Source organism: Arthrobacter horti, assembly GCF_030731045.1.
Taxonomy (GTDB): domain Bacteria; phylum Actinomycetota; class Actinomycetes; order Actinomycetales; family Micrococcaceae; genus Arthrobacter_E; species Arthrobacter_E nanjingensis.
Map to the genome: position 1 here is coordinate 81,194 of NZ_JAVALS010000011.1, position 25,162 is coordinate 106,355.

Annotated in this window: 26 protein-coding genes; 15 read left to right on the forward strand and 11 right to left on the reverse strand. The window is 68.2% G+C overall.

Annotated features, from left to right (window positions below; all coding sequences use genetic code 11):
* The first annotated feature begins 211 nt into the window (after positions 1–211).
* Positions 212–1,177, forward strand: a complete 966-nt coding sequence (locus Q9R02_RS13590; RefSeq protein WP_305997242.1) for an IS481 family transposase — start codon at positions 212–214, stop codon at positions 1,175–1,177.
* A 210-nt stretch (positions 1,178–1,387) separates the two neighbouring features.
* On the opposite strand, the gene Q9R02_RS13595 is transcribed toward Q9R02_RS13590, so the two are convergent.
* A complete protein-coding gene (locus tag Q9R02_RS13595) occupies positions 1,388–1,840 on the reverse strand; it encodes a MarR family winged helix-turn-helix transcriptional regulator (RefSeq protein WP_305997243.1) in 453 nt (150 codons plus the stop codon).
* 182 nt (positions 1,841–2,022) lie between these two features.
* On the opposite strand from Q9R02_RS13595, the gene Q9R02_RS13600 reads away from it, so the two are divergent.
* Both Q9R02_RS13600 and Q9R02_RS13605 read left to right on the forward strand, forming a co-directional pair.
* Positions 2,023–3,108 (forward strand): ABC transporter permease, encoded by a 1,086-nt coding sequence (locus tag Q9R02_RS13600; protein ID WP_305997244.1) that lies wholly within the window; start codon positions 2,023–2,025, stop codon positions 3,106–3,108.
* Between the two features lie 225 nt (positions 3,109–3,333).
* Complete coding sequence (locus tag Q9R02_RS13605) at positions 3,334–4,344, forward strand: glycoside hydrolase family 26 protein (RefSeq protein ID WP_305997245.1); 1,011 nt, start codon at positions 3,334–3,336, stop codon at positions 4,342–4,344.
* A 16-nt stretch (positions 4,345–4,360) separates the two neighbouring features.
* Here the strand turns inward: Q9R02_RS13605 and Q9R02_RS13610 are convergent, their stop codons facing one another.
* Positions 4,361–5,053: a response regulator transcription factor gene (locus Q9R02_RS13610; protein WP_305997246.1), complete on the reverse strand. Its 693-nt coding sequence runs from the start codon at positions 5,051–5,053 to the stop codon at positions 4,361–4,363.
* Positions 5,050–6,348: a sensor histidine kinase gene (locus Q9R02_RS13615; RefSeq protein ID WP_305997247.1), complete on the reverse strand. Its 1,299-nt coding sequence runs from the start codon at positions 6,346–6,348 to the stop codon at positions 5,050–5,052. The genes Q9R02_RS13610 and Q9R02_RS13615 overlap by 4 nt, the downstream gene beginning before the upstream one ends.
* 186 nt (positions 6,349–6,534) lie before the next feature.
* On the opposite strand from Q9R02_RS13615, the gene Q9R02_RS13620 reads away from it, so the two are divergent.
* The 7 genes from Q9R02_RS13620 (at position 6,535) to Q9R02_RS13650 (ending at position 11,631) form a co-directional block, all read left to right on the forward strand.
* Positions 6,535–7,626, forward strand: a complete 1,092-nt coding sequence (locus Q9R02_RS13620) for an ABC transporter permease (protein ID WP_305997248.1) — start codon at positions 6,535–6,537, stop codon at positions 7,624–7,626.
* Between the two features lie 43 nt (positions 7,627–7,669).
* Complete coding sequence (locus Q9R02_RS13625; RefSeq protein ID WP_305997249.1) at positions 7,670–8,374, forward strand: ABC transporter ATP-binding protein; 705 nt, start codon at positions 7,670–7,672, stop codon at positions 8,372–8,374.
* Between the two features lie 64 nt (positions 8,375–8,438).
* On the forward strand, positions 8,439–9,053 hold the full coding sequence (locus Q9R02_RS13630; RefSeq protein ID WP_305997250.1) for a helix-turn-helix domain-containing protein: 615 nt from the start codon (positions 8,439–8,441) through the stop codon (positions 9,051–9,053).
* Positions 9,050–9,952: an EamA family transporter gene (locus Q9R02_RS13635; RefSeq protein WP_342006921.1), complete on the forward strand. Its 903-nt coding sequence runs from the start codon at positions 9,050–9,052 to the stop codon at positions 9,950–9,952. The genes Q9R02_RS13630 and Q9R02_RS13635 overlap by 4 nt, the downstream gene beginning before the upstream one ends.
* 24 nt (positions 9,953–9,976) lie before the next feature.
* Complete coding sequence (locus Q9R02_RS13640; protein ID WP_305997251.1) at positions 9,977–10,465, forward strand: hypothetical protein; 489 nt, start codon at positions 9,977–9,979, stop codon at positions 10,463–10,465.
* A 70-nt stretch (positions 10,466–10,535) separates the two neighbouring features.
* On the forward strand, positions 10,536–10,877 hold the full coding sequence (locus Q9R02_RS13645) for a DUF1801 domain-containing protein (RefSeq protein ID WP_305997252.1): 342 nt from the start codon (positions 10,536–10,538) through the stop codon (positions 10,875–10,877).
* A 163-nt stretch (positions 10,878–11,040) separates the two neighbouring features.
* Positions 11,041–11,631, forward strand: coding sequence for a suppressor of fused domain protein (locus Q9R02_RS13650; protein WP_305997253.1), 591 nt, complete (start codon positions 11,041–11,043; stop codon positions 11,629–11,631).
* 399 nt (positions 11,632–12,030) lie between these two features.
* Here Q9R02_RS13650 and Q9R02_RS13655 read toward each other — a convergent pair whose 3' ends face one another.
* The 3 genes from Q9R02_RS13655 to Q9R02_RS13665 all read right to left on the reverse strand — a co-directional run bounded on the left by Q9R02_RS13655 (position 12,031) and on the right by Q9R02_RS13665 (position 13,936).
* Complete coding sequence (locus tag Q9R02_RS13655) at positions 12,031–12,900, reverse strand: DMP19 family protein (protein ID WP_305997254.1); 870 nt, start codon at positions 12,898–12,900, stop codon at positions 12,031–12,033.
* A 77-nt stretch (positions 12,901–12,977) separates the two neighbouring features.
* Positions 12,978–13,487, reverse strand: a complete 510-nt coding sequence (locus tag Q9R02_RS13660; protein ID WP_305997255.1) for a hypothetical protein — start codon at positions 13,485–13,487, stop codon at positions 12,978–12,980.
* A complete protein-coding gene (locus tag Q9R02_RS13665; RefSeq protein WP_305997256.1) occupies positions 13,484–13,936 on the reverse strand; it encodes a DM13 domain-containing protein in 453 nt (150 codons plus the stop codon). The genes Q9R02_RS13660 and Q9R02_RS13665 overlap by 4 nt, the downstream gene beginning before the upstream one ends.
* Positions 13,937–14,129: 193 nt before the next feature.
* On the opposite strand from Q9R02_RS13665, the gene Q9R02_RS13670 reads away from it, so the two are divergent.
* Both Q9R02_RS13670 and Q9R02_RS13675 read left to right on the forward strand, forming a co-directional pair.
* Positions 14,130–14,828, forward strand: a complete 699-nt coding sequence (locus Q9R02_RS13670; protein ID WP_305997257.1) for a response regulator transcription factor — start codon at positions 14,130–14,132, stop codon at positions 14,826–14,828.
* Positions 14,825–15,964 (forward strand): sensor histidine kinase, encoded by a 1,140-nt coding sequence (locus tag Q9R02_RS13675; protein WP_305997258.1) that lies wholly within the window; start codon positions 14,825–14,827, stop codon positions 15,962–15,964. The genes Q9R02_RS13670 and Q9R02_RS13675 overlap by 4 nt, the downstream gene beginning before the upstream one ends.
* Before the next feature lie 2 nt (positions 15,965–15,966).
* Here Q9R02_RS13675 and Q9R02_RS13680 read toward each other — a convergent pair whose 3' ends face one another.
* The 3 genes from Q9R02_RS13680 to Q9R02_RS13690 all read right to left on the reverse strand — a co-directional run bounded on the left by Q9R02_RS13680 (position 15,967) and on the right by Q9R02_RS13690 (position 18,340).
* Positions 15,967–16,746 carry a COG4705 family protein gene (locus Q9R02_RS13680; RefSeq protein WP_305997259.1) on the reverse strand — a complete coding sequence of 260 codons (780 nt, stop codon included), beginning with the start codon at positions 16,744–16,746 and terminating at the stop codon, positions 15,967–15,969.
* A gap of 96 nt (positions 16,747–16,842) precedes the next feature.
* Positions 16,843–17,511, reverse strand: a complete 669-nt coding sequence (locus Q9R02_RS13685; RefSeq protein WP_305997260.1) for a pentapeptide repeat-containing protein — start codon at positions 17,509–17,511, stop codon at positions 16,843–16,845.
* A gap of 91 nt (positions 17,512–17,602) precedes the next feature.
* Positions 17,603–18,340 carry a hypothetical protein gene (locus Q9R02_RS13690; protein ID WP_305997261.1) on the reverse strand — a complete coding sequence of 246 codons (738 nt, stop codon included), beginning with the start codon at positions 18,338–18,340 and terminating at the stop codon, positions 17,603–17,605.
* Between the two features lie 278 nt (positions 18,341–18,618).
* Here Q9R02_RS13690 and Q9R02_RS13695 point away from each other — a divergent pair, with 278 nt between their 5' ends.
* On the forward strand, positions 18,619–22,137 hold the full coding sequence (locus Q9R02_RS13695) for a DEAD/DEAH box helicase (RefSeq protein ID WP_305997262.1): 3,519 nt from the start codon (positions 18,619–18,621) through the stop codon (positions 22,135–22,137).
* 6 nt (positions 22,138–22,143) lie between these two features.
* Here the strand turns inward: Q9R02_RS13695 and Q9R02_RS13700 are convergent, their stop codons facing one another.
* A complete protein-coding gene (locus Q9R02_RS13700; RefSeq protein WP_305997263.1) occupies positions 22,144–22,809 on the reverse strand; it encodes a GntR family transcriptional regulator in 666 nt (221 codons plus the stop codon).
* A 90-nt stretch (positions 22,810–22,899) separates the two neighbouring features.
* Entirely contained in the window at positions 22,900–23,547 is a 648-nt protein-coding gene (locus Q9R02_RS13705) for a TetR/AcrR family transcriptional regulator (RefSeq protein ID WP_305997264.1), read from the reverse strand.
* Between the two features lie 70 nt (positions 23,548–23,617).
* Between Q9R02_RS13705 and Q9R02_RS13710 the strand changes: the two genes are divergently transcribed.
* Together Q9R02_RS13710 and Q9R02_RS13715 are read left to right on the forward strand one after the other, a co-directional pair.
* Positions 23,618–23,929 carry a hypothetical protein gene (locus tag Q9R02_RS13710; protein ID WP_305997265.1) on the forward strand — a complete coding sequence of 104 codons (312 nt, stop codon included), beginning with the start codon at positions 23,618–23,620 and terminating at the stop codon, positions 23,927–23,929.
* Positions 23,930–24,000: 71 nt separating this feature from the next.
* Positions 24,001–24,183, forward strand: coding sequence for a hypothetical protein (locus tag Q9R02_RS13715; RefSeq protein WP_305997266.1), 183 nt, complete (start codon positions 24,001–24,003; stop codon positions 24,181–24,183).
* The last annotated feature ends 979 nt before the right edge of the window (positions 24,184–25,162 follow it).

A 25,162-nucleotide genomic window follows, 5' to 3' on the forward strand; every position in this document is an offset into this window, starting at 1 on the left:
CCGGCACACGGGGCGACTTTCTGGTGAGCAAGGCCCGGAGTACAGATGACGGTGTCTAATGGGAGCCTTCAGAACGAGTGTCCGGCTCTCTTGTAGTCTGCGCACTAGGTGTACCCGGCCAGGACGTTGGTGGCGGCGAGCCTGGTTGATTGAACGAGAACCTCCGAGTGGGATGTGGCTTGTCTAAGGCCCACTCCCACCGGAGGTTCTCGTGTCCCACAGTAGTGCCCGTTTGACCGTCCGTGGTCGGCGGCTGATCGTTCAACGACCCCGGGCTGGCTGGCCCCAGTCTCACATTGCCGCGGCGATGGGTGTCTCGCGCAAGTGCGTGAAGACGTGGCTCGACCGATACGCTGCCGAGGGCGAGGCCGGTTTGGCAACCAGGTCATCAAGGCCGCACACGATGCCTACCCGCACCAGCGACGAGGTGGAACGGAAGGTCCTCGCGGCCCGTGCCGAGCACCGTGATGGTCCGGACGTGCTGGGTCCGAAGGTCGGGGTGCCGCCGCGGACGGTGTCACGGATCCTGCGCCGTCACGGCGTGCCGTATCTGCGTGAGTGCGACCCGATTACCGGCGAGGTGATCCGTTCCTCAAAGCAGACCGCTGTGCGCTACGAACGCAAACGACCAGGCGAGCTGGTCCACATGGATGTCAAGAAGCTCGGACGCATTCCCGACGGAGGCGGTTGGCGGGTTCACGGCCGCGGCAACGCGTCGATCCAGCGTGACCGGAACGCCAAGGTCGGGTTCGATTACGTCCACTCAGTAGTCGATGACCATTCCAGATTGGCTTACAGCGAGATCCTGGCCGATGAGAAAGGCCCGAGCTGCGCCGCGTTCCTTGAGCGCGCCATCGCGTACTTCGCCGACCACGGAATCACTCGGATCGAGCGGCTGATGACCGACAACGCGTGGGCCTACCGCTGGTCACTACGCGATGTATGCGCCACCCACGGCATCCGGCAGAAGTTCATCAAACCCCACTGCCCCTGGCAGAACGGGAAAGTGGAACGCCTGAACCGCACCCTGGCAACCGAATGGGCCTACCGCCAGGCCTTCACCAACAACGACCAGCGATCAGCCGCCCTTGCACCCTGGGTCGAGTACTACCACAATGAACGACGCCACAGCGCACTCGGAGGCCAACCACCCATCAGCCGACTGCAACCAAGCTGATGGCCGGGTACAACTAGTGCGATCAGCGACGAATCCGGACCTGACGGGTCGAGGCCCGGAAAACCGGCGCCTTCGAATCCACGGAAGCGACCATGGCGAAGCGACGGAAATGACTGTTCGAGCCGTCAGAGACTGACATACTCGAACGACTTCGGAAGCGGCGCCCAGCGCCAACTTCCCAACGCCTCAAAATGCCAACGCCGTTCAGCCTTACCCCTCCCCCATCGCGTCATTGAAGCGGTCCAGCATGAGCGCGAACGCTTCGAGTTCCTGCGTGCTCCAGCCCTCCAGACGCTCCCGCATCACGTCGTTGATGAGCCGGGCCGAGGCCTGCAGCGCGGCTTCACCGGCATCCGTCAGCCGGAGCGCCTGGCTCCGGCCGGTGGATCCTTCCTCGTCCGTGGCCATGAGGCCGAGCTTGGCCAGAGCGGCGAGCTGGCGCGAGACCGTGGAGCGGTTCAGTTCGAAGTGCGCGGCCATGTCTATGGCACGGCAGCCCGGATGGGAGCGGATGTACTCCAGCATCGAGTGGTCAACGGGCGACAGGGCCTGATTCGCGCGCCGCACGCGCGCGCTCCCCCGGCGACTGACCGTGGTGAGGTTCGTCTGAATACGCGCAATCGCGGCGTCGTGCGCCACCCCGTCCTGCCCAGCTGCTCCCATGCCCCAAGCGTAGTTCGAGCGGCCCCAGCCCCTTGACTGCTCAGTTGTGGCGGGATGACGGCCGGGAATGCCACCACTACTGAGCACTCAACGGGGTGGGACGATAATCGATTGTTGCACAATGCAACTTATGGATCTATAGTTGTTAGCGAACCTAATCTTCTTGGATTGAAAGCCGGCACATGTCCACGCACCGCCTCCCCGCCGTCAAGACCCTCCCCTCGCCGCGCCCGCGCTTCTGGCCGAGCGGCAAGAGCTGGGGGCACATCTTCATCCACCTGCTCATCCCCCTGGTCATGGGCACCGGCATGGCGTTCGCCTACCTGGGCGGCTTCCACGCTCCCGCCCCGCACAACGTCCCGCTGGCCGTGGTCGGCGCCGGGCCCGAGGCGAAGGTGTTCGCCCAGACCCTGAACGACAAGGGCGACGGCAAGCTCCAGGTCGCCACCCTGGCCACCGAGGCGGACGCCCGTCAGCAGATCATCGACCAGAAGATCACCGCCGCCTACGTGCCGGCCAAGGACCACGCCACCCTGATGGTGTCCAACGCGTCCAGCCAGGCCGGCGCCGCCACCGCCGAGGAGGTCTTCCTCCCGATCGCCTACCAGCAGCACCTGCCCTTCAACGTGGAGGACGTCCGCCCCGGCAATGAGAACGACCCCGCAGGCCAGGCCCTGTTCTTCATGCTGGTCGCCATGAGCGTCGGCTCCTACGCCAGCGTCGTGGCCCTCGCCGCGGCCACCGCCAAGCTCAACGTCGGCGTCCGCCTGCTGACCGCCGCCGGCGTCGGCGTCGTGATGTCCGGCATCAGCACCCTCGTGGCCGGCCCGGTCTACCATGTGCTCACCGGCAACGAATGGGCCATCTGGCTCATGGGCGCCCTGTACTCCTTCGGCATCGTCACCGTGGGCCTGGGCCTGCACCCGATCCTGGGCAAGTGGACCACCCCGGCCCTGACCATGCTGTTCGTGATGTTCAACTTCACCAGCAGCGGCGGCGTGTTCCCGTCCTTCCTCTCGCCGTCCTTCTTCGCCGGGCTCAACACCTTCTGGAACGGCGCCGCCTGGCTGACCTCCGCCAAGGACCTCACCTACTTCCCCGGCGCCCAGTTCGGCGTCGAAGGACTGAAGCTGGCCCTGTGGGCCCTGGTGGGCGTCGGGCTGATCGTCGCCACCCACCTGGCCACGGTCAAGAAGCGTCAGCTGGCCGACGACGCCGCGCTGGTCACCGCCGAGGAAGAGGAATCCTCGATCGTCGCGGCCGGCTGAGCCGGGCTCACCACGCGAACGCGGCGTCAGAAACCGCAGCGCGGGGCCGCTCCTCGCCCGATCCGGGACCGGAATCGGGCGAGGAGCGGCCCCGCGTTCGTGCGAGATGAAGGTCTGGTGCGAGGGGTGTCAGCGCACGTACGATTGAATTCCGTCATGCCGGTGACTCGTGGTGTCGTATCGGCTTTCGGGCCGGTCATATGGCTCTCCACGGAGGAACCCTCAATGTCCCACGCTCACTCGCTCCGGTCCACCGCGTCCGGGCGGACCACGCCCGCCGCACTGTCGCGGAGGGCTCTTCTCGGATCTCTCGGCGCGGCGGGTCTCGCCGCCACCTTCACCGCTTTCGCACCCACCGCGGCACAGGCCGCGACAAGCACCAAGAGACTCACCTTCGGCGTGGCCAATCCTGGCGGCCCTCTCGACTCGTCGTATCTGTCCTCGCTGACGTCCCTGGTGGGCGAGGCACCGCGACTGCTGGAGTTCTACAAGGACTTCCGGCAGCCCGCCCCGGTCTCTGAGATCTCGGCGGCCCTCAATGCCGGCGCCCGCCCGGTCATCACCTGGGAGCCGTGGGCCGCGGACGGCGGCCTCACTCAGCCCGGTTACTCGATGGCAAGCATCGCGGCCGGCGCCTTCGACGGCTACCTGAACAGCTGGGCCTCCGCCCTCGCCCCCTATGGCGACAGCGTCTCCATCCGCTTCGCCCACGAGATGAACGGCAATTGGTACCCCTGGTGCCCCGGGGTCAACGGGACCACCGCCGCTGACTACGTGGCCGCCTGGCGCCACGTCTGGGCCGTCCTGGCCGCCGGAGGGGCCACGCCGCGGTGGATCTGGTCCGTCAACGACCCCTACCCGGGTTCCGTCCCCCTGGACCAGGTGTACCCGGGCAATGATGTGGTGACCGAGCTGGCCCTGGACTCCTACAACTTCGGAACCAGCCAGAGCTGGTCCACCTGGAAGACCCCGTCTCAGGTGTTCGCCCCCGGGCTGTCGGCCCTCCGCGCACTCGGAACGGGCAAGTCGATCCTGGTCTCGGAGACCGCATCCAGCGAACTGGGCGGCTCCAAGCCCAACTGGATCCGGGACGGTATCGCCTACCTGGACGCCCAGGCGGACGTCAGCGGCTTCATCTGGTTCGACTTCCTCAAAGAGACGGACTGGCGGATCAACAGCAGCACGGCCTCATCCACCGCGTTCCGGAAGGCTCTGGCCAGTCGGTCCACGGTCTGAGCCGGACCATTCGCCGTCACGCGTCCGGGACGCGGATGATCTTCTTCTGAACGGCCACCGTGATGGCGGACGTCCTGTTGTCCACGCCGAGCTTGGCGTAAATGTGCACCAGGTGAGTCTTGACCGTGGCCACGGAGATGAACAGCTGCCGGGCCATGGCCGTGTTGGTCAGGCCCGTCGCCAGCAGTTCCAGGATCTCCACCTCCCGCGCGGACAGCTGCGGTTCGGGGTTGCGGAGCCGGCCCACCAGGCGGGCAGCGACCTCGGGAGCCAGCGCGGTCTCTCCCGCGGCTGCGGCCCGCACCGCGGCACGGATCCGCCCGGACTCCGCGTCCTTGAGCATGTACCCGCTCGCCCCGGCATCCAGGGCGCCGAGAATGTCCGAGTCGCTGTCATACGTGGTCAGGACCAGGACGGGCACCGGCACAACGCCGCCGTCACCGCCGCGGATGGCCCGCGTGGCCGTCACCCCGTCCATACCGTCACCCATCTGCAGGTCCATGAGCACCAGATCCACCGGATCGCCCAGAGTCTGCCGACGGCGCAGTTCCTCCAGCGCGGCGGCTCCGTCCGAAGCCTGAGCCACCACCTGGATCCCGGTCTCCGCCACCGGAGACTCCCGGGCAGACGGGACGTCCGGTTCCTCCAGCATGGCCTTGAGGCCGGCCCTGACCACGGGATGGTCGTCCACCAGCAGCACTCTGATCATGGCTGTTCCTCGCCTTCCACCAACATCTCATTCGCCCCGCCGGACCGTTCCGGGACCCGGATCGCCACCACGGTCCCCTCCCCTGGGGCGGATTCCACCACCAGGCTCCCACCCAACGCCTCGACGCGCCCCCTCAGCAGCCCGAGACCCAGCCCCGCGCCCGGGGACGGGACGGACGGGTCGAAGCCCGCGCCGTCGTCGAACACGTCCAAGGTGAGCTCCTCCTCGAGGAAGCCCAGCGTCAGCACGGCGTGCCGTGCCCGGGCGTGCCGGAGCACGTTCGCCAGCGACGCCTGGGAGGCCCGCAGCAGGTCTTGTACCAGTTCAGGCCCAAGATCCCGGGGATCACCGCTGAGACCGAACCGCACCTGAAGATCGCTCCCCGCGGCCTGCGCCTGCCGCTGGGTGTCCTCGCACAGCGCGGTCAGCAGCTCCGGCAAGGTCACCGATGCGGAGGCCCCCGGCGAGCGCACGAACTCCCGCGCCTGCTCCAGCGCCGCGGACGCGGTCTCCTCCACCACGCGCAGCCGCTCCCGCGCCACGGCGGCATCCCCGGCGTCCAGGGACCGCTCCGCCGCCCGGCTCATGAGCACGATCGAGGAGAGCCCCTGTGCCAAGGTGTCGTGGATCTCCCGGGCCAAGCGGGTCCGTTCCGAGAGCACCCCGGCCTCGCGCTGGGTGGCGGCGAGTTCGGACCGGGCCGCCCGGAGCGCGGCCGCCACGCGCCGCTGCTCCTCCGCCTCGCGGTACAGAGCCTGGTAGCTGAGAGCCGTCACCACCGCGAAGGCCGCTCCGAAACTCGGGCCGATCACCAGCGCCGCGTTCCAGGCTCCGGGCGCGGTATGCAGGCCGAGCGCCAGGAGCAGCACCACAGTGGTCCCCACCACCGCGGCGAGGCCCCAGCCGCGCGGGAGCAGATGCAGCTGCAGGAAGAACAAGGGGAACGCCAGCCAGACGAAGTCCGCAGAGATCAGCAGCAGGACGGCCCACAGGAGCACGACGACGCCCAGCCACGCCCGCGCGTACGGCACCGGGTCGAAGCGGCCGGCGTCGAGGGCGTGCCGTTTCTCCGCAGCCGTCCCGCCGAGATAGACCCCGGCAAGGAGGGCGGCCGCGCCGTACACGGCGTACGGGGCCCAGGCGGGACTCCCCGGCGTTCCGGGGAGCGCCAGCGTGTACCGGACCACCCCGAGCAGCAGGAGCGCCGCGAAGCCGAGATGGAGGCTGACACGCAGCACGCGCAGGATCAGCTGCGTGCCGTGCCCCGGCGTCTCCGGGTCAGTTCCGAGTCCCATGCCCCAACGATAACGGCGAGGACCGACAGGGTTTCCGGCACCGATCAACCGATCGGTTGATTTCCGGCTCAACCTCACCATCCACGCAGGTCAACCACCCCGCCGATGTGCCGGAGACGGATCCGCGGGACGCTGGAATCACCCCGGGAAATCACCGGGGAAACACCGCTTCAGGAGCCACACACCATGTTCCTCGCCCTGCGCGACATCCGCTTCGCCAAAGGCCGCTTCGTCCTCATGGGCGGCGTGGTCGCACTCATCACGGTCCTGCTGGTCATGCTCTCCGGCCTGACCGCCGGACTGGCCCACCAGTCGACCTCGGCCATCGGCGATCTGCCGGCCGGCCGCGTGGTCTTCGGCGCCCCGAAGGGCACCGACGCCAAGGCCAGCTACGCGGACTCCGAGGTGACCCCGGAGCAGGCCACCGAATGGTCCAAGGCTGCCGGCAGCACGGTCATCCCGCTGGGCATCTCGCAGGGCAAGCTCCGCACCGGCAAGGCCACTGACGCCGCCGCGGACGGGGCCCGGACCGCCAATGCGGCCTTCTTCGGCTCGGAAACGGTCAATGGGGAACAGATCACTCCTGTGGAGCCGGGCAAGGGCGAAGTGGTGCTCAGCCAGTCCCTGGCCACCTCCCTGGACCTGGCCCAGGGCGGGACGCTGAACAGCAACGGGCTGGACCTGACGGTCAAGGCCGTGGTCCCGGACGAGTGGTACTCCCACATGGCCGTGGCCTGGGTGGGGCTGGCGGACTGGCAGCAGATGAACCGCGGGCGGGCCGCCACCGCGCTCGTGGCACCGGGCGTCGACGCCGCCGCCGCGCAGCGCGCGGACTCCGCCACCGCCATGGTGAGCGTGGAGCGCAACGCGAGCTTCCAGGCCCTGGAATCCTTCAAGAGCGAGAACGGCTCGCTGCTGCTGATCCAGGCCTTCCTGTACGGCATCTCCGCCCTGGTGGTGGGCGCGTTCCTGAGCATCTGGACGGTGCAGCGCACCCGCGACATCGCGGTGCTGAAGGCGCTCGGCGCCACGCAGGGTTACGTCCTGAAGGACGCCCTGGCCCAGGCACTCTCCGTGCTGATCAGCGGCACCGTGCTCGGCGCCGTCGTCGGCGGTGTGGGCGGCTGGTTCGCCTCCCAGGCGGCGCCGTTCGTGCTCGGCCCGATGACCGTGGCCGTGCCCGTGGTCGGCATCGTGCTGCTGGGCCTGGCCGGCTCCGCGCTGGCGGTCCGCAAGGCCACCCGGGTGGACCCGCTGCTGGCCCTCGGCGGCAGCTGAGCCGCGCACGCCCGACCATCCCCACGACATTCAGGAGAACCCCATGACCACCGCCCCCGCCCTCGAACTGCACTCCGTCACCGTCGATTACCCGGACGGCTCCGGCACCATCACCGCCCTGGACCAGGTGTCCCTCACCGTGAACCGCGGCGAGTTCCTGGCCCTGACCGGCCCGTCCGGCTCCGGCAAGTCCACACTGCTCTCCGTCGCCGCCACGCTGGTGGCCCCGACCGCCGGCCGCGTCCTGGTCGACGGGCGCGAGGTCCAGGGGCTGGGGCGTTCCGGGCAAGCGGAACTCCGTCGCGAGAAGCTGGGCATCATCTTCCAGCAGCCCAATCTGCTGCCCTCGCTGACCGCCGTCGAGCAGTTGCTGGTCACCCAGCACGTGCGCGGCTTCGGCAGCCGCAAGCAGCGCGCGACGGCGGTGGAGCGGGCGCGCACGCTGCTCGCCGCCGTCGGGCTCGAAGGTCAGGAGAACAAGCGTCCACACCAGCTCTCCGGCGGCCAGCGGCAGCGCGTGAACATCGCCCGGGCGCTCATGGGGCAGCCGAGCGTGCTGCTGGTGGACGAGCCGACCGCGGCGCTGGACGCCGAGCGCAGCCACGCCGTGGTGGAGCTCCTGGCCCGGATCACACGGGACTTCGGGACCGCGACGGTCATGGTCACCCACGATCTGGAGTTCGTGGACCTGTGCGACCGCGAGGTGCACATGCGGGACGGGAAGCTCAGCGAGAGCGTCGCCGCCTGATTCCAGCAACGCGGGGTCATGCGGCGAACGTATAGTGCACGACTTAGTGCACTATGATGCACTCATGAGTACCGACGCCGACCTCCTCGCCGCCACCATCGGCGCCCGGGTGAAACACGAACGCCAGGCCCGCGGCTGGACCTTGGACCAGCTCTCCGACGCCGCGGGCGTGAGCCGCCGCATGGTGGTGAACGTGGAGCAGGGCGCCGCCAACCCCAGCATCGCCACGCTCCTGCGTCTCAGCGACGCCCTGGGCGTCGGCCTCCCGGCGCTCGTGGAGCCGCCCCACACGCACGGCGGCAAAGTCACCCGCCGCGGCGACGGCGCAGTCCTCTGGACCGGCGAACACGGCGGTCGCGGCGTCCTGGTGGCGGGAACCGCCTCGCTCGACGTCGTGGAACTCTGGGACTGGACCCTGGAAGCCGGCGACAGCCTCAGCAGCGAGCCTCACGCGCCGGGCACCAAGGAACTTCTGCAGGTGCTCAGCGGACAGCTCACGGTGACCGTGGCAGGCGAGCCGTTCACGCTCGGTGCGGGCGACGCGCTCAGCTTCAGCGGCGACGTCGAGCACTCCTACGCCAATCCCGGGCAGGACACCACACGCTTCTCCCTCTCCGTCTTCGAACCGGGCGTCGGGGCCGGTCACCTGAATCCGGCCCACCGGACGGTGGCACCGTGAGCTTCGTCCAGCGCCGCGACGCCGCCCTCCCGCCGTGGATCCCCGCGATCGTGGCGATGTTCTCCGCCCAGTTCTGCTCGGCCCTCTCGATCGGGCTGATCGACGTCATCGGCCCGGCCGGCACCGCCTGGCTGCGCCTGTGCATGGGTGCGCTGATCTTCCTCGCCCTCGCGCGGCCGCCGCTGAAGAAGGTACGACGGCGGGACGTGGCGCCGCTGCTCGGCCTCGGCGCCGCCTCGGGCGGGATGATCGTGTTCTACATGGCCGCGATCGACCGGATCCCGCTCGGCACCGCCGTGGCGATCGAGTTCCTGGGCCCGCTGATCGTGGCGGCGGTCCGCAGCCACAATCTGCGCATGATCGTCTGGCCGCTGCTCGCGCTCGGCGGTGTGGTGCTCCTGACCGAGCCGTGGGCCGGGCAGGTGGACCTGCTGGGCGTGGGCTTCGCCGTCCTCGCGGGAGCGTCCTGGGCCTCTTACATCCTGCTCACCCAGCAGGTCGGCGACCGCTTCACCGGGCTCAGCGGCCTGTCCATGACGGTGCCGATCGCCGCCGTGGTGACGTCCGTCGTCGGCGTCCCGCAGGCGATCGGCCACCTCTCCTGGGGCATCGCGGCCGCCGCGTTCGGGCTGGCGCTCCTGGCGCCCGTACTGCTGTTCGCGCTGGAGATGTATGCGATCCGCCGCATGACCGCGACGGCGTTCGGCACGCTCATGGCGCTGGAACCGGCGTTCGGGCTGCTGCTCGGCCTGGCCGTGCTGCACCAGGTGCCGTCGTGGCTGCAGGTCACGGGCATCGTCCTGGTGGTCCTGGCCGCGGCGGGCGCGCAGCGCGGCGGGACGCGGACCCCGCCGGCCGTTGTCGAAGCGAAGGACCCGGCCGTCACTCCCGCTGGTTGAGGGGGCCGGACTGGTCTCCGGGTTATGTTCTCCCTCATGGACAGCAGGACAAAAGATCGGGCGCGCTCGATCTTCACCTCCGGGCAGGTCGGCCTGATCCCGCCTCACGAGCTCCCGGACGTCGCGACCGAACTCCTCGTCATGGGGTACGACAGCCCCACGCTTCGCGAACTTGCGGGGCTTCCCCCGGGCGATCGCTCAGATGCCGCGGAACTCTGGGAAGCAGCTCGCGAAGAACTCGGATTCCGCCCCGAAACCGATGAAGAAGCTGCACGTTTCCTTCTCCGGCACTGGGCCCAGGAGATCGCTGAGGGGCGGCTCGAGGTCGTTCCGGGGTCGAGGCGGATGCTTCGCGTCGGGTGGTTCCCGCTCGATCAACCGGAGGAGCTGGTCCCTCTGCTGAACCTCCTGGACGACTGGGACGAAATCCCCAGGTTCCGCGAGCGGATCGCCTCCGAACTCCTCGTCTTCGCACAGGACTACGTCCACGAAAGGCCCCGGCCATCGTCGTAGGCTGGAACCGGTTGCCCGCCGAAATCGCAGGCAGCCGGCACTCACGGCACCTTACGAAGGAGGCTCACCCATGATTTTCGGCAAGAAGGGCGACGACGCGGCCCTGGCGAAGCTCCGCGAAGCCCCCGCGCCCTACGGCGGGATCGGCGAGCGCCTGCACGCCCTCATCCGGGAGAATGCCCCGGGCCTGGAGCCTGTGGTCCGCTGGGGCCTCCCGTTCTACGTCAAGGACGGCGAGGACATCTGCTACATCAAGACCGGCAAGGACTACCTGGCCTTCGGCTTCGGCGAGTCCGTGAACCCGGCCTTCCAGGAGGGTGCGAACCTGCACCCGATCGTCTGGAACATCACGGCCCTGGATGCCGACACGGAGGCCACCCTCGCGGACCTCATCCGCAAAGCGGCGGGCTGACACCCACACCTCGGCCGGCTTCTTCCAGGCTGAAATGGCCGGCAGAGATCACGTGAATCGGGTCAGGAGGGGTCTGCTGCACGAATTGGTGGCAGTTTGTTCATGCGGCAGACCCGTGGGGTGTCCCTAGAGTGTCCACTCTGCAACCGCCGAGGAGGTAATAATGACGCCCGTTTCGGACCGTGAGACGCCTGGTCTCATCGCGCACTTCGAGCGCACTTTGGGGTTGATCACGGCTGGATGGTCAGTTGATCCTGATGGAATAAAGATGCCATATCAGGTCGTCCAGTTCACCGGCGGGTCCGACGAGGATTCGGTCGGCTACGCGACGCTCGGCTTGAGCAAACACTCGCTGGTGTCGACAGTGTCCGACCAGACTATTCGTCATGAGCTTCTGATGCTTGCCCCGAAGGGCATGAAACCGGATCTCCCTGCTGGCCTGCTTCAGCAGGTTGCGTCGATGGTTCTTAAAACTCATCATGCGCTGCTCCGCGGGAATGCTGTCGGTCCAGCAGGTGCACTCGTTCCAGGATCGGAGCTGACAGCGCTGTATGCAACTATGCCGAGCTACATTCCTACCGATTTCGCGACCTACTCTGGCGCCGACGGCGACGTCGCCGTGGCATGGTTGGTGCCGATCACTACAGGTGAAGCGAACTTCGTCTCCAGCCACGGCTGGAGTGCATTTGAAGATGCCCTTGTCGAGCAGGATCCTGATCTGGTCGACTTCAACCGGCATGAGATGGAGCTGTAGCCGGACTGCCCCGGGTTGATGTCCGGGCCGCTGTTCGTGAAACTACAGGCGGAGTATCCGGGAACGGATCGCACCGCTCTGTCCGCACTAGGACGGACGCTATAAGGTCCTCTGGAACCATCTGCCCGGACATTGCGCCGACAAAGACCAGGAGCCGTCGCGAGGAAACGTCACGCCGTGATGCTCCCCCGTCACGGATCCAGCGACTGTCCACCCTTGCAACGGATCGGCGTTGCCGAGGGTGACCAGGAACAAAAACCCGTGGGAGACAGTTCTGACACTTCTTTCAGCGAGCCACCGATGAAATCCTTCAGCTTCGACGCCCGCGACATAAACGACCGTTTAAGACGCGCGACGACGGCGGGCAACCCGCCGTCGTCGTCCGCTTCTGAAGGGTGGTTACGCCTCGACGCCTGCGTCCTCCAGCTCCTCCTCGTCGATCTCCTCGATCTCGACCACCGCGATGACCTCCTCGCCCTCGGCACGCAGCATTAGAGCCTCGTCCTCGAGTTCGATCATGAGGTACTCCTCGCCGTCGGCCAGGAAGTGCCAGGCCAGGACGGTCTCGCCCTGGTAGACGTGGTTGGGATCGCCCAGGGTGATCTTCTCCAGCTCCACCTCGGCCAGGTCGCAGAGCTCGCGGATGATGATCTCGAAGTCCGGCATGTCCTCCACCGCGGCGGCCTCGGCGGCGGCGCGGCGCTCCTCGAGGTCCTCCACGGTCTCCAGCCGGGCCTCGATCACGGCCTCCAGGCCGTCCTGGTCCACCACCTGGAGGGTCTCCAGGTTCCGCAGCCACTCTGCGTTGAGGGCCATGATGTCCTCGGTCTCCAGGAGCGCCTCGAACTCGTTGTCCAGCTCCTCCTGGGCCAGGACCGCGTCGCTAACCTCGGCGTCCTCGTCCTCGGAGTCGCCGTCCAGGTACGCATCCGTCTCCTCTTCAGAGAGGGCGTCGAAGGCCTCGGCGGTGCGGTTGAAGAGTTCCAGGTGCTTGACGGCGCCCATGCCCTCCAAGCCGCCGCGGACGTAGGCATCCACATCCTCACGGTCTTCGGCGGTGAAGACGTACTGGGCGAAGCCGCCGCCCAGGGCCTGAGTCAGGTAGAAGTCGACGTAGTAGCTGCGCAGGGCCTCGGCCGCGATCTCGTCCTCGCCCAGGAACTCCTGGTACATGGCGTTGACCACGGTGACGTTGCCGTCCACCACCTCATCGGGGCCGGCTTCAAGGCTCTCCTTGAACAGGACGACGGGAAGCTGCTTATCGGTCATGCTGATCCTCACTCGAGAAGTCCACGGGACACCTCCGACCGTACGCGCCCAGCCTGGGCGCGGCCGGTGAGGACAGGTCAAGGACGGGTGAACCTTGGGTGAACGACGCCGGGGTGCCGGCGCGTGCGCAGCCACGGTACCAGCTGCACCACGGACAGCCGCGCGGCCGCCGCCGGGAACAGGAGCACGACGGCGCCGAGCGCCAGCATGACGGGGTACTGGACGATCAGCTGGTCGCTGAGCCAGTAGCTGGCCAGGACCAGCGTCGCCGCGGCCGCGACCCAGCGCGGCAGCACGCCCAGCACCAGCAGCACCCCGAGCGCCCCTTCCGTGAGCGGCACGGCCACGCCCGCGAGCGCCGGGGCCGCGCCGATCGTGTGGGCCAGGAGGTCCGCATACCAGCCCGGCACCCGGCTGTTGCCCGCGGTGCTCTGCACCACCAGCCCGATGTCCGCGGCGCCGAAACCGGCCGCGAACTTGGTGCGCGACTCCCCCAGCCACAGCACACCCAGCGCGACGCGAGCCGCGACCGCAAGGTACGGAAGGAGGCGGGCCGGCGTCGTACGCCCTCTCAGCTGCGCGTTCATTGCAGCTTCGCCGCCCCGAAGACGGCCTTCGCCTTGTCGCAGTGGATGACCACGTAGCCGTAGTCGCCCGTCATGATGCCGTTGAGCATGAAGCTCTGGGAGGCGGCGTCGGACTTCACGGGGGCGATTTCCTTGCCCGCCATGACGGATGCCTCATCCGTGCCCTTGGTGAGGTACACGTGCAGGTCCGGGCCCATGTCGGAGCTGAATCCGGAGAGCATGAGGTCCCCGCTGGTGAGGGTGGCCATGCCGGCGACCTTCTTGCCATTGAGGCCGGCGAAGCCACCCGTGAGGGACGCCGCATGGGACATGGACTCGGTCATCATCGGTGATGCCGCCGTCGTCGCCGGCGCCGCGGAAGGAGCCGACGACGACGCCGGGCTGCCGCAGGCGGCGAGCCCCAGGCTCGCGGTGGCCAGGAGAACGGTGGCGAATGCTGCTTTGCGCATGATGGATTCCTCGGTTCGTGAGAGTTCTCGGATTCGGATATCGGAGGCCGGGCTCCGGCGATACCTTCACCGTAGGAAACCGATGCGGCCCGGTGGCGGGTCCTGTCAGCTCTGTAAGTGATGTCAGGGCTGTAAGGGTTTCGGCGCTGTAAGGACCCGCTCGGCTGTCGGGGCCCACTGGTAGCCTCCTGCCATGAACAGCTCCCCGGAGATCCTGGTGGTGGAGGACGACCGAACGGTCCGCACCGTGGTGGGCGACTACCTGAGCACGCAGGGCTTCTCCGTCACGCTTGTGGACAACGGGGCGGACGTCCTGAGGCAATTCGCGGAACACCGGCCTGATCTGGTGGTCCTGGACCGCATGCTGCCGGGCCTCAGCGGGGACGAGGTGTGCCGTCGGCTCCGTGAGATCTCGGACGTGCCGATCATCATGCTGACCGCCCTGGACGCTGTGCCGGACCGCATCGCGGGGCTCGAATCCGGCGCGGACGACTACCTGGCCAAGCCGTTCGCACTCAAGGAGCTGCGGCTGCGGATCGACGGCCTGCTCCGCCGGGCCCGGCAGGCCGGCTCCTCGCCGCTGGAGTTCTCCCTGGGACCGTTCCGCGTGGATCCCGCCAAGCGACGCGTGTGGCGGGACGGAGCGGAGATCTCCCTGACCACCCGCGAGTACGAGCTGTTCCTGTTCTTCCTGCGCAATCCGGGCCGGACCGTGACCCGGGAGGAGATCCTCCAGGAGGTCTGGGAGTGGCATTTCGGGGACGCCTCCAACGTCACCGTGCACATCCGCCGTCTGCGGGAGAAGGTCGAGGCGGACCCGCGCTATCCAGCCCATCTGGTGACCGTGTGGGGCTCCGGCTACCGCTTCGACATCCGGGGTGAGCGGGAGTGATCGCCGCCCAGGACTTCCTGCAGATCATCGTCACCACCTTGGCGGTCACCCTGGCCGTGACCCTGCTGGAGGTGGTGCTGCTGCGCTTCTCCCGGCGGGCCTCGGTGGCCAGCCGGGGGCTGATCGTCACCCTGGGGGCGTTGGCGTCCGTGGTGCTGTCCGTGCTGGTGGTGGCCGGGGAGATGTACCTCTCCGGGCATGACACCCAGATCCTGCTCTGGATGGTGTGCGCCTCGGCGGTCCTGTCCCTTGCCGCGGCCTGGCTGGTGGGGCGGGGTCTGGCCCGTTCACTCGGATCCCTGCGGCTCACAGCTGGAGCGGTGGACGGGTCCGTCCCGGTCCACGCTGACCGGGACGCGCCGCGGGAGGTCCGGGCGGTTTCGGAGCAGCTGGCGGAGACCTCCCGGCGCCTGGCCGAGGCACGCGCCGAGCTGCGTGAGCTGGAGAAGGCCCGCAGTATGTTCTTCGCGTGGATCAGCCACGATCTGCGCACCCCCATCACCGGGATCCGCGCCCTCGCAGAGGCACTGGAAGAGGGCGCCGCGGACGACAGGGCCGACTACCAGCGGCAGATCCTGACCCAGGCGGACCGTCTGAGCCGCCTGGTGGACGACCTCTTCGAGCTGTCCCGTCTCCAGGCAGGCACCTTCCAGCTGGCCCGCCAGGAAGTCGACCTGGCGGACGTGGTGTCCGACGCCGTCGCGGACCTCATGCCTGCTGCCCACCGCCGGGGGGTGACGGTCAGTGGGGAGGAGGTGTCCGGCGTCGTACTCCCGGTGGATCCTCACGCGGTGACGCGAGCGGTGTCCAATCTGCTGGCCAATGCGATCCGCTTCGCCCCGGAGGGGTCTGAAGTCAGCGTCGCCGTGCGGGCCGAAGGAGCCAGCGCCCTGATCCGGGTGCGGGACCACGGCCCCGGCGTCCCGGCGGCGGATCTGGAGCGGATGTTCGACGTCGGCTGGCGTGAGCTCGCGGCCGAAGGCACCTCTGCAGGTGCGACTCCGGCGACCGGAGCGGGGGCCGGGCTGGGCCTGGCGATCGCGCGGGGGATCGCCGAGGCGCACGGCGGCCATGCGGCGGCGCGGCGGGCAGAACCCGGGCTGGAGGTGTCGATCTCGCTCCCGCTGAGCGGCTGAGGCTACCGGGAGACGCTCGCGGTCTCGAGAGGCTGCCCGGCGGTCTTCTGCTGCCGGTGCATCGCGGCCACGCCGACGACGATGAAGACGGCGAGCACGGCGGCCACAGGGCCGTCGCCCCAGCCGATGCCGCCGGCGGCCGGTTCCTTCCCGGACCAGTCGGCGAAGGAGGCCCCGAGGGGCCGGGTGACGACGTAGGACGTCCAGAACGCGAGCGTGGCGTTGAGGCCGGCGAAGCGGTAAGCGAGGCCGGGGATGGCGAAGAGGACCGCGAAGACCAGGCCGGCGTCGAGGAATCCGAGGTGCGCGGTGTAGGCGAGGAGGTCGCCGGCGGCGGTGCCGAGGGCGAAGGTGGCCAGGACGGCGGCCCAGTAGAAGAGCTCGCGGCGGCCGCCCGTGATGCTGTGGATGGACAGGGTCCCTTCGACGCGGCGCCATACCAGGAAGATCACGGCGAGCGCGGCGGCGAAGGCGACCGTGGAGACCAGGTAGGGGATGCCGAGCACCACGTGGATGACGTCCGCCGCCATGGTGCCGAAGACGGCCACCATGGTCACGGCCAGCCAGTACACCCACGGGATGTAGCGGCGGCTGCGGAGCTGGATCCCCAGCGCGATCACGAAGACCAGGAACGACGCGCCGACGGCCAGATACGGGTCAACCGTGTTGACCATGAAGTCGGAGGCGGACTCGCCCAGGGCCGTGGTCAGGAGTTTGACCACCCAGAACAGCACCGTGACCTGCGGGACCTTCCGCAGCCCGGTTGAACGCACCTCGATCACGCAAGAACCACCTTTCACACGCACCAGCCCCTGAACCCTAGCGGTGCCGGGTGGGAGAACGCTGGGCGGTGGCTGTGGGCGGCTGGTTTCGGAGGGTCAGCCCTCGGTGACCTGGATGCCGGCCTGGAACGCCATCTGAACAGCCAGTTCGCGAACCTGCGATTCGGTCAGTGTGGCACCCCGCAGGCCCGTGATGGCGGTGAAGGCGTGGGCGTCCAGACCGCGCAGGTCCACGTCCGCGGCATCGAGGTCCCGGCTGTCGACCTCCTCGGCCTGGGATTCCTGGAAGGCGACGCGTTTGAGCTTCGCCAGGGGCACATCCAAAGTGCGCAGACGGCAGCCGGAGACTTTCACATCCTGGGCCGTGGATCCGGATAGGCCGAGATAGTCGATTCGGACGTCCCGCAGTTCCAGGCTGTCGATCTCGGCGCCGGAGAGGTCCAGGGTGCCGATCCGGCCGCCGGCCAGGCGGACGCGGCGGACCCGCGCGTTGCGCAGCACCAGTTCCGTGGCCTGCAGCTCCTCGATCTCCACGTCCACCAGGGTGGCGCCGGTGAGGTCCAGGCGGTCCACCTTGGCGTCCCGGAGGATGCTCTCATTCAGGTTCGCATGGCCTGCGTCGACCTCGCCCTCAAGGCCGGTGATCAGGCTTTCCTGCACCTCGTCGTAGCGGCGCAGCCCGTCCACTTCGCCGAGTGCGCGGGGCAGATCCGGGGCGGAAACCCGGGGCGCCGCAGGGCCCTTCTTCCTCGCTGTCTGTGCCATGTCTCCAGCGTAGGCGCCACACCCGGAAGCGCCAGAGGGATTCCGCCTGGCGCTGATTCGGCCGGGCCTGACGTCGTCGTATGTCCCCCAATCAGTGCGGTCGAGTTCCGATGAGCCCCGGAAGTGACGATGTGTTTCTCATCCAGTCCGCAAGATCCCGGTCCAGTAAGCCTGTCAGCTTCAGACAAGCGTCGTGTCCGTCTTGGATTTGGAGCCGAGTCTGCTGACCCGGAAGAGGGAAACCGGAGACAAACGGTTCATGATGCGCCGCCCGATTCCTCACCGCGTGCACGATCGAAACCACGCCCAGCGTCCAGCTCCGGGTGAACTGTGAGCCGTCCGCCGCCGCGACCAGACGTCCGCCGCGGAATGCCTTGCTCAGGACACTGTTCCACAGCCCCTCGTGAGAAAAATGAAACCGCTGTGGTTCCTTGCCCACGTAGCCGCCAGGTTCCAGCAACCCTCTCCAAAACCCGAACATGAGGCCTGCGACAAGATGCCCATGCGTCCGGCGTGCCTGCGGCAGCCTGTCCCAGGCCTGAGCCAGTTTGGAACGACTCGGGCTGTCCAGGCCGATGTCCTGTGAATACCAATCGGCTCCATAGGCCTTGACCAGTTGCACATCCATTGCGTTTCGCAATGCGACCTCCACGATGGCAATGTCCGCTAGAAACGCAGCAGCGATATCCCGGTCCCAGACATAGAAGTCCCTTGCGAGGGTCGCATCCTGCTGCGCCGCAGCCAAGTAGGTGCCCATCCGGATCGGCGTGACCGCGATGTCGAGAGCCTGACTGTGAGCGCCATTGACCCAGGCTTGGCTTCCCGCCACAAGTTCCCCCCGCTAATGTTGAAAGCGAAGTCCCCGGATCCGCCTCTCTGGACATGAGCCATGAAGCGGCCGGGGTTTTTTAGTTCCTCCAATCTAGTGTCTAGCGCGCCGGCTTCGCCGTCGTCGTGTGACCCCGTGCCTGTGCAGCTGCGCTCGCCCCGGGAACCTCGCCGGTGTGGGCCCAGGCCGGAGACGGTCCCCTCGCGCATTAGCGTCCAATGCGCTCCCCAACCTCGCTGCGCTCGGCCGGGGTCCCCTCGCGCATTAGACTTGGCAAGATGGCCACCTCGCAGGCCCAGGAACGCTTGGGCACCCTCGCCGCGCGCTTCAGCGAAGCCAGTGTGGAGCGCGGGTACGAGTATGCCCGCCAGGAACGCGTCTTCAATGTGGTGTTCGGCCGCACCACGGGTCTGCTCACGGGCCGCGTGGACGGGACCCACTCCTACCGCTCGGTGGCCAAACTCCAGCAGCAGGACGACTCCTGGACGCTCCTCACCGCCCTCTGCGACTGCCCGGTCCGTCAGGACTGCAAGCACGTGGTCGCGCTCCTCTTCACCGCCCTGGACCGGGGCCTGCTCGACTCCGACGACGTCGTGGCGCGCCGCCGCCGCGGTCCCGCGCCTCTGCCGGGAAGCACCTCCGCCCCTGCCGCCGCGGCGAGCAGCGCACCGAAGCCGCAGACCTCCGCCTGGGAGAAGGCCCTGGCGCCGCTGATGCCGGAGTCGGCCGCGCCGTCGTCGGCCACGGTGCCCCAGCTGGCCCTGCTCTTCGAGGTGACCGAGGCCAAGCCGGCCGTCTCCCGCGCCGGTCGCGTCTACAGCCCCGCCGAGCCCGCCGGGCTGCGCGTGCGCCCGCTGTCCATGGGCGCCCGCGGCAAGTGGATCAAGAGCGAGGTGGCCTGGACCAACATCAACTACCTCAGCTACTACCGGAAGTTCTCCCGCGAACAGACGGACGCCCTGTCCGAGTTTCTGGACATGGCCCGGATCCCCGGCCAGTACCCGGGCCAGACCGGCCAGTGGCTGGAGCTGACGCATTACAACGGACGGCACCTGGCCCAGGCCCTGGCGGATCTGTCGGCCAAGGGCATCGTCTTCGTGCAGGACGCCGATCCGCGCTCCCCCGGCGTCCGCCTGGAACGGGACATGGCCACGCTGGAACTCTCGATCGACCGGCGGCCGGACGGCGGCCTGGACGTCGCTCCCCGCGCGGATCTCCACGGCCGTCCCCTGGACCTGAAGCACCTGAACTTCACGGGCGAACCGGCGTCGCTGGCGTTCCACAGCGCCCCTGCCACGCCGGGCGGCACGGCGGACGGCACCCTGGTCCTGACACCGCTCGCCCCGGCGAGCGCCGAGATGATCGCCTTCGCCCGCGCGGCCGAGCCGGTGCACATCCCGGCCGAGGACGAGGAGCGCTTCCTCAGCGATTACTACCCGCGGCTGCGTCAGGGCGCCCCGGTGGTGGCGGCGTCGGAGGAGGTCAAGCTCCCCACCATCGGCAAACCGGTGCTGTCCCTCCTGGCGAACTACCGCAAGGATCACCGCCTGGACCTGCACTGGGAGTGGCACTACGAGAGCAACGGGAAACAGATCTCCCAGCCGCTCCTCTTCGACCGCCAGGACTCCGGGTACCGCGACGAGCGGGAGGAACGGCGCATCCTCCATGAGATCGGCAAGCCGTGGGAGCTGGTGCCGTCCCTGGCCACCGAACCCACCCTGGCGGCCGACGGCGCGTGGACCATGCCGGGCCTCGCCCCGGCCGCCACCCTGCACGGCATGGACACCGTGGCGTTCACGGAGGAGCTCCTCCCGGCGCTGCGCGCGCTCCCGGACGTGGACGTGGACGTCAACGGCGTGGTCCCGGACTACCGGGAGGCCGTGGAGGCGCCCGTGGTACAGGTGTCCACCCTGGAGAAGGACGACCGCGACTGGTTCGGCCTGGAGATCGTGGTGACGCTGGAGGGCGAGCAGGTGGCGTTCGGCCAGATCTTCTCCGCGATCGCCTCCGGCCAGACCCGCATGGTCCTGCCCAGCGGCAAGCACTTCCCCCTCGACACCCCGGAGCTGCAGCAGCTGCGCGAGCTCATCGAGGAGGCCCGGTCCCTGTCTGACCGGCCCGGCGAGGAGCTGCAGATCAGCCGCTTCCAGGTGGGCCTGTGGGAGCAGTTCGCGGCGCTGGGCGTGGTGAAGGAGCAAGCACAGGAGTGGCGGAACAGCGTGGCCGGCCTGCTGAACCTCGAGGACGCCACCCAGGATCTCGAGGCGCCGGCCGGGCTGAACGCCGATCTGCGCCCGTATCAGTTGCAGGGCTTCCGCTGGCTGCGCTTCCTCCACGACCACCGGCTGGGCGGCGTCCTGGCCGACGACATGGGCCTCGGCAAGACCCTGCAGGCCCTGGCGCTGATCTGCTCGCTGCGGGAAGACGGTGCCGGCAGCACCGTGCACGACGACGGCGACGCCGGCTCAGCCGGGGACGGCGCCTCCCCCTCGGTGCAGGAAAGCAGTGGTGAGGGGCCGTCGGAGGAGGCCGCGTCGTCGTCAACCGCCACGCGCCCGGCACCGTTCCTGGTGGTGGCGCCCAGCAGCGTCGTGTCCAACTGGGCGATGGAGGCCGCGCGCTTCGCGCCCGGGCTGAAGACCGTGGCCGTGGCCGAGACGTTCAAGCGCAGCGGCCTGGACCCGGTGCAGGAGTTCGCCGGGGCGGACCTGGTGGTGACGTCCTATGCGCTGTTCCGGCTGGAGCTGGAGCACTACCAGAACGCCGAGTGGGGTGCGCTGGTGCTGGACGAGGCTCAGTTCGTGAAGAACCACCAGTCCAAGGCGTACCAGGCGGTGCGGAAGCTGCGGGCGCCGTTCAAGCTGGCGATCACGGGCACGCCGCTGGAGAACAATCTGATGGAGCTGTGGGCGCTGCTGTCGATCGTGGCGCCGGGCCTGTTCCCCAGCCCCGGGAAGTTCTCCGAGTACTACCGGCGGCCCATCGAGCTGCACGGTCACCCGAAGCTGCTGGGCAAGCTGCGGCAGAGGATCCGGCCGCTCATGCTGCGCCGTACCAAGGAGCAGGTGGTCAAGGAGCTGCCGCCCAAGCTGGAGCAGGTGCTGACCGTGGAACTGAATCCGCGGCACGCGAAGGCGTACCAGACGCATCTGCAGCGGGAGCGGCAGAAGATCCTGGGACTGCTGGAGGACGCCAACAAGCACAGGTTCACGATCTTCCAGTCGCTGACGCTGCTGCGGCAGATGGCGCTGGACCCGTCCCTGGTGGACGAGGAGCTGAGCGGGGTGCGGTCCAGCAAGCTGGATGTGCTGTTCGAACAGCTGGAGGACGTCCTGGCGGAGGGGCACCGCGCCCTGATCTTCAGCCAGTTCACCGGGTTCCTGGGCAAGGTGCGGGAGCGGCTGGACGCGGACGGCGTGCAGTACGCATACCTGGATGGGGCCACGCGGAAGCGGCAGGACGTGATCTCCTCCTTCAAGGAGGGCGACGCGCCGCTGTTCCTAATCAGCCTCAAGGCCGGCGGTTTCGGCATCAACCTGACCGAAGCGGACTACGTGTTCCTCCTGGATCCGTGGTGGAACCCGGCCAGTGAGGCACAGGCCGTGGACCGGGCGCACCGCATCGGGCAGGACAAACAGGTGATGGTGTACCGGCTGGTGGCCAAGGACACCATCGAGGAGAAGGTCATGGCCCTGAAGGTCAAGAAGTCCAAGCTCTTCGATTCCGTGGCCGGGGACGAAGCTCTCGCCTCCACGCATCTCACCGCGGAGGACCTGGCGGGCCTGTTCCGGGAGTGAGCCTCCTTAGAAGTCCTCGGTGGGTTCCAGCACCTCGGGCTTCCACTTCAGGTGGACCGTGGCCAGGCGCTCCAGCAGTTCGAGGTCCCGCGCCGCGATGGCGTCAAAGAGTTTGCGGTGCTCATTGGTGACGTCCGGGGAGTAGGTGCGGCGGGTCATGAGCCAGCGGAGGCGGCTGCTGATGGTGCCGTACATCTCCATGAGGAGGTCGTTGCCGGCCAGGTAGACCACGGCCTCGTGGAAGTCCGCGGAGGCGAGCTGGGCGTCGACGTTGTCGCCGTGTTCGGCGGCCATGGCCTGGCGGTTCAGGACGGCCTCGAGTTCCTGGAGGCCTTCCGGCTCCCAGCGCCGCGCGGCGAGGAGGAACGCCTGGCGTTCGACGACGGCGCGCACTTCGTTGAGTTCGGCCACGTCGCGTGAGGTGAACTGGCGGACGACGGCGGGCATCCGGGGCTGCTGGACCACCAGGCCTTCCGCGGCGAGCTGTTTGATGGCCTCCCGGATGGGGATGCGGCTGATGCCGAGTTCCACCGCGGTTTCGCGTTCGACGAGCTTACTGCCCGGCTCACGGCTGCCCGTGAGGATCTGCGCACGGAGCACCCGGAGGGCGCGCTCGGACTCGGCTTCGGAGCCCTCCGCGTAATCAGCCAAATCAAAGTCGTGTGTCGACATGTCCAGAGTATGCAGTATCCGGGGCCTTCTCCTGTAATGGTTCCCGGATCATTAAGTGAACGCTCGTCCGGGCACCCGGAACGGGGACTCTCACCGGGCCAGGATCAGGCCTGGGACGGTGTCCGCGATCCAGGCCATGGCACGGTCGGCATCCCAGCCGCGGTCCTGGGTGAGGGAGAGGAACATGCGGGGGCTCAGGAGGGACAACAGGACGTCCAGCGCGCCGTCGAGCCCCAGATCATCACGGAAGGAGCAGCGCGTGGCGAGGTGCGCCAGGAAGTTCCGGTAACCCGCCTCCCGGAGCCGCTCGACGCGTTCGAAGGTGGCCCGGGCGTCCGGGTCGGTGCCGGCGGCGGAGCGGGCCACCTCGTTCATGGCGCTGGCCCGGACGAAGATGCCCTTGCCCGCGAGCACGAACCGCCGGAGCGCCTCGATGGGGTCCTGTTCCTCCAGCACGGCGCGGTACCAGTCGGTCTGTTCGGGCGGCGTGGGGGGCTCCTCGCCCAGAACGGCGTTGTCCACCACGGCGCCCAGGAGCTCCCCCTTGGTGTGGAAGACGAAGTGCACGGTCTGGACCGCCACACCGGCGCGAGCGGCGATGGCGCTCATGGTGGTGGCGTGGTAGCCATTGGCGACGAACTCCTCCTGGGCGGCGTGGATGATGGCCAGCCGGGTGGCCCGGGCCTTCTCCCGCCGTGTCAGCGGTGCGCCGTCGTCAGAACTCTTGACCTGCTTCACACTCCGGAGCATACTGCAGTTATTCACTAGTGAACGTCACTAGTGAATAACTCAAAGGAGATGAGATGCCATGTACGCCGTCATGGGGACCTGGAAGGTTCCGGGCTCCCGCGAAGAGATGATCGACGGCCTGGAGTCCAGCGTCATCCCGTTCATCAAGACCCTGCCCGGATTCCTCAGCGCGAGCTTCAGCTACGACGAGGAACGGGGCACCAATCACAGCCTTCTCATGTTCAGCAACCGCGAGAGCGCCCAACGCTTCGTCGACGTCAGCTACGAGCAGCGGCGCGAGGTCCAGCAGGAGGCGGGCGTCGAGCGGATGGGCGAGTTCGTCGTCGTCGACGTCCTGAAGATGGTGGAGGCCGCGGGCGCACCGGCGTGAAGCGCCTGTCCCTTTCCGGGGGGCGGGCGTAGCCTGGGAGGACACTGTTCAACGCCTGTTCAGGAGGGGTCATGGCAGACTTCCGGAGCTACACCGCAGAGGACCGCAGCAGCTTCGTGGCTCCGTCATGCGAGCTGTGCGGTCAGCACCGCCACATCCGCTGGGTACCGGCGGACGACGGCGGGGACCCGCCCCGCTGGACGCCGCGAGACGCCGGCTGCAGCAACGAGGCGTGCAGCGACTTCCGGGGGTAGGGCGCACGACTCATAATCGTGAGCGGCTGATCCACTGATTGGCGGCCGCACGTTGCGGTAACCCGATTTCGCTCTTGCTCGGTAACCTCTTTGTCGCACTGGTATTCGGACACTGAAATCGGCGCGCGAACTCGTCGAGTGCCCTCGCCCCCTTCAGCGGGGAATGCTCCGCGCGAACGGCGAAACGCAGGCGGATGTCCAGCCCCAACCCCCGCATGCGGGGACCGATCATCTTCAACGGTCAGGAAATCGCTGATGTGGAGCCTCAACGCCCACTCGCAGGCGCTGATCCCGACGAAGGACCTGGGTCCCGCGGTGAGCCGACTCAACCCCCGTCTGCAGGGATCAGACCCAGCCCATGACCGTGGTGTCCATGAATTCGAGCCTTAACCTCCGCTCGCCGAGACTGGCCAAATCTGCGGTTCAGTGCGCCGCATACGGATGACGGCAACCCCCGCTCTCAGGGACCAACCCCGGTCGTCCCGGAAATGACCGAGTACCCGGTGCCTCAACCCCCGGGTGCAGGGACCGCCCAAGGCGCTGGGGATCCCGCTCGGGGAACCGCGGCCTCAACCCCCACCGACAGCGACCACCCACGCCGGCTTTCTTCGCCCATTTGTTCGCCAACCCTCAACCCCCACCCACAGGGACCATCCCGTCGGTGCCGTCTACCTCGAAGACCTGCACCGGCCTCAACCCCCACCCACCGGGACCACCCCTGGTCGCGGGGCTCGGTTCCCTGGCCACGGCGCCGCAACCCCTACCCACAGGAACCACCCGTCGTAGTCGAGCACGAGGCCAGCGGCTCCTCGTCTCAACCCCCACCCACAGGGACCGCCCGGCGCCGTCGCGGATGGTGCGCGCGGGTTCTGGCCTCAACCCCCACCCACAGGGACCGCCCCGCCGTGGACGCGCTGACGATGTCGATGCAGCCCCTCAACCCCCACCCACAGGGACCGCCCGTCGAGCCATGCGTCAT

What these genes read in the sequence shown, in the direction of transcription:
- Q9R02_RS13595 (WP_305997243.1), bottom strand. Translation starts at nt 1,840, where the DNA reads ATGGGAGCAGCTGGGCAGGACGGGGTGGCGCACGACGCCGCGATTGCG.
- Q9R02_RS13600 (WP_305997244.1), top strand. Translation starts at nt 2,023, where the DNA reads ATGTCCACGCACCGCCTCCCCGCCGTCAAGACCCTCCCCTCGCCGCGC.
- Q9R02_RS13605 (WP_305997245.1), top strand. Translation starts at nt 3,334, where the DNA reads ATGTCCCACGCTCACTCGCTCCGGTCCACCGCGTCCGGGCGGACCACG.
- Q9R02_RS13610 (WP_305997246.1), bottom strand. Translation starts at nt 5,053, where the DNA reads ATGATCAGAGTGCTGCTGGTGGACGACCATCCCGTGGTCAGGGCCGGC.
- Q9R02_RS13615 (WP_305997247.1), bottom strand. Translation starts at nt 6,348, where the DNA reads ATGGGACTCGGAACTGACCCGGAGACGCCGGGGCACGGCACGCAGCTG.
- Q9R02_RS13620 (WP_305997248.1), top strand. Translation starts at nt 6,535, where the DNA reads ATGTTCCTCGCCCTGCGCGACATCCGCTTCGCCAAAGGCCGCTTCGTC.
- Q9R02_RS13625 (WP_305997249.1), top strand. Translation starts at nt 7,670, where the DNA reads ATGACCACCGCCCCCGCCCTCGAACTGCACTCCGTCACCGTCGATTAC.
- Q9R02_RS13630 (WP_305997250.1), top strand. Translation starts at nt 8,439, where the DNA reads ATGAGTACCGACGCCGACCTCCTCGCCGCCACCATCGGCGCCCGGGTG.
- Q9R02_RS13640 (WP_305997251.1), top strand. Translation starts at nt 9,977, where the DNA reads ATGTTCTCCCTCATGGACAGCAGGACAAAAGATCGGGCGCGCTCGATC.
- Q9R02_RS13645 (WP_305997252.1), top strand. Translation starts at nt 10,536, where the DNA reads ATGATTTTCGGCAAGAAGGGCGACGACGCGGCCCTGGCGAAGCTCCGC.
- Q9R02_RS13650 (WP_305997253.1), top strand. Translation starts at nt 11,041, where the DNA reads ATGACGCCCGTTTCGGACCGTGAGACGCCTGGTCTCATCGCGCACTTC.
- Q9R02_RS13655 (WP_305997254.1), bottom strand. Translation starts at nt 12,900, where the DNA reads ATGACCGATAAGCAGCTTCCCGTCGTCCTGTTCAAGGAGAGCCTTGAA.
- Q9R02_RS13660 (WP_305997255.1), bottom strand. Translation starts at nt 13,487, where the DNA reads ATGAACGCGCAGCTGAGAGGGCGTACGACGCCGGCCCGCCTCCTTCCG.
- Q9R02_RS13665 (WP_305997256.1), bottom strand. Translation starts at nt 13,936, where the DNA reads ATGCGCAAAGCAGCATTCGCCACCGTTCTCCTGGCCACCGCGAGCCTG.
- Q9R02_RS13670 (WP_305997257.1), top strand. Translation starts at nt 14,130, where the DNA reads ATGAACAGCTCCCCGGAGATCCTGGTGGTGGAGGACGACCGAACGGTC.
- Q9R02_RS13685 (WP_305997260.1), bottom strand. Translation starts at nt 17,511, where the DNA reads ATGGCACAGACAGCGAGGAAGAAGGGCCCTGCGGCGCCCCGGGTTTCC.
- Q9R02_RS13695 (WP_305997262.1), top strand. Translation starts at nt 18,619, where the DNA reads ATGGCCACCTCGCAGGCCCAGGAACGCTTGGGCACCCTCGCCGCGCGC.
- Q9R02_RS13700 (WP_305997263.1), bottom strand. Translation starts at nt 22,809, where the DNA reads ATGTCGACACACGACTTTGATTTGGCTGATTACGCGGAGGGCTCCGAA.
- Q9R02_RS13710 (WP_305997265.1), top strand. Translation starts at nt 23,618, where the DNA reads ATGTACGCCGTCATGGGGACCTGGAAGGTTCCGGGCTCCCGCGAAGAG.
- Q9R02_RS13715 (WP_305997266.1), top strand. Translation starts at nt 24,001, where the DNA reads ATGGCAGACTTCCGGAGCTACACCGCAGAGGACCGCAGCAGCTTCGTG.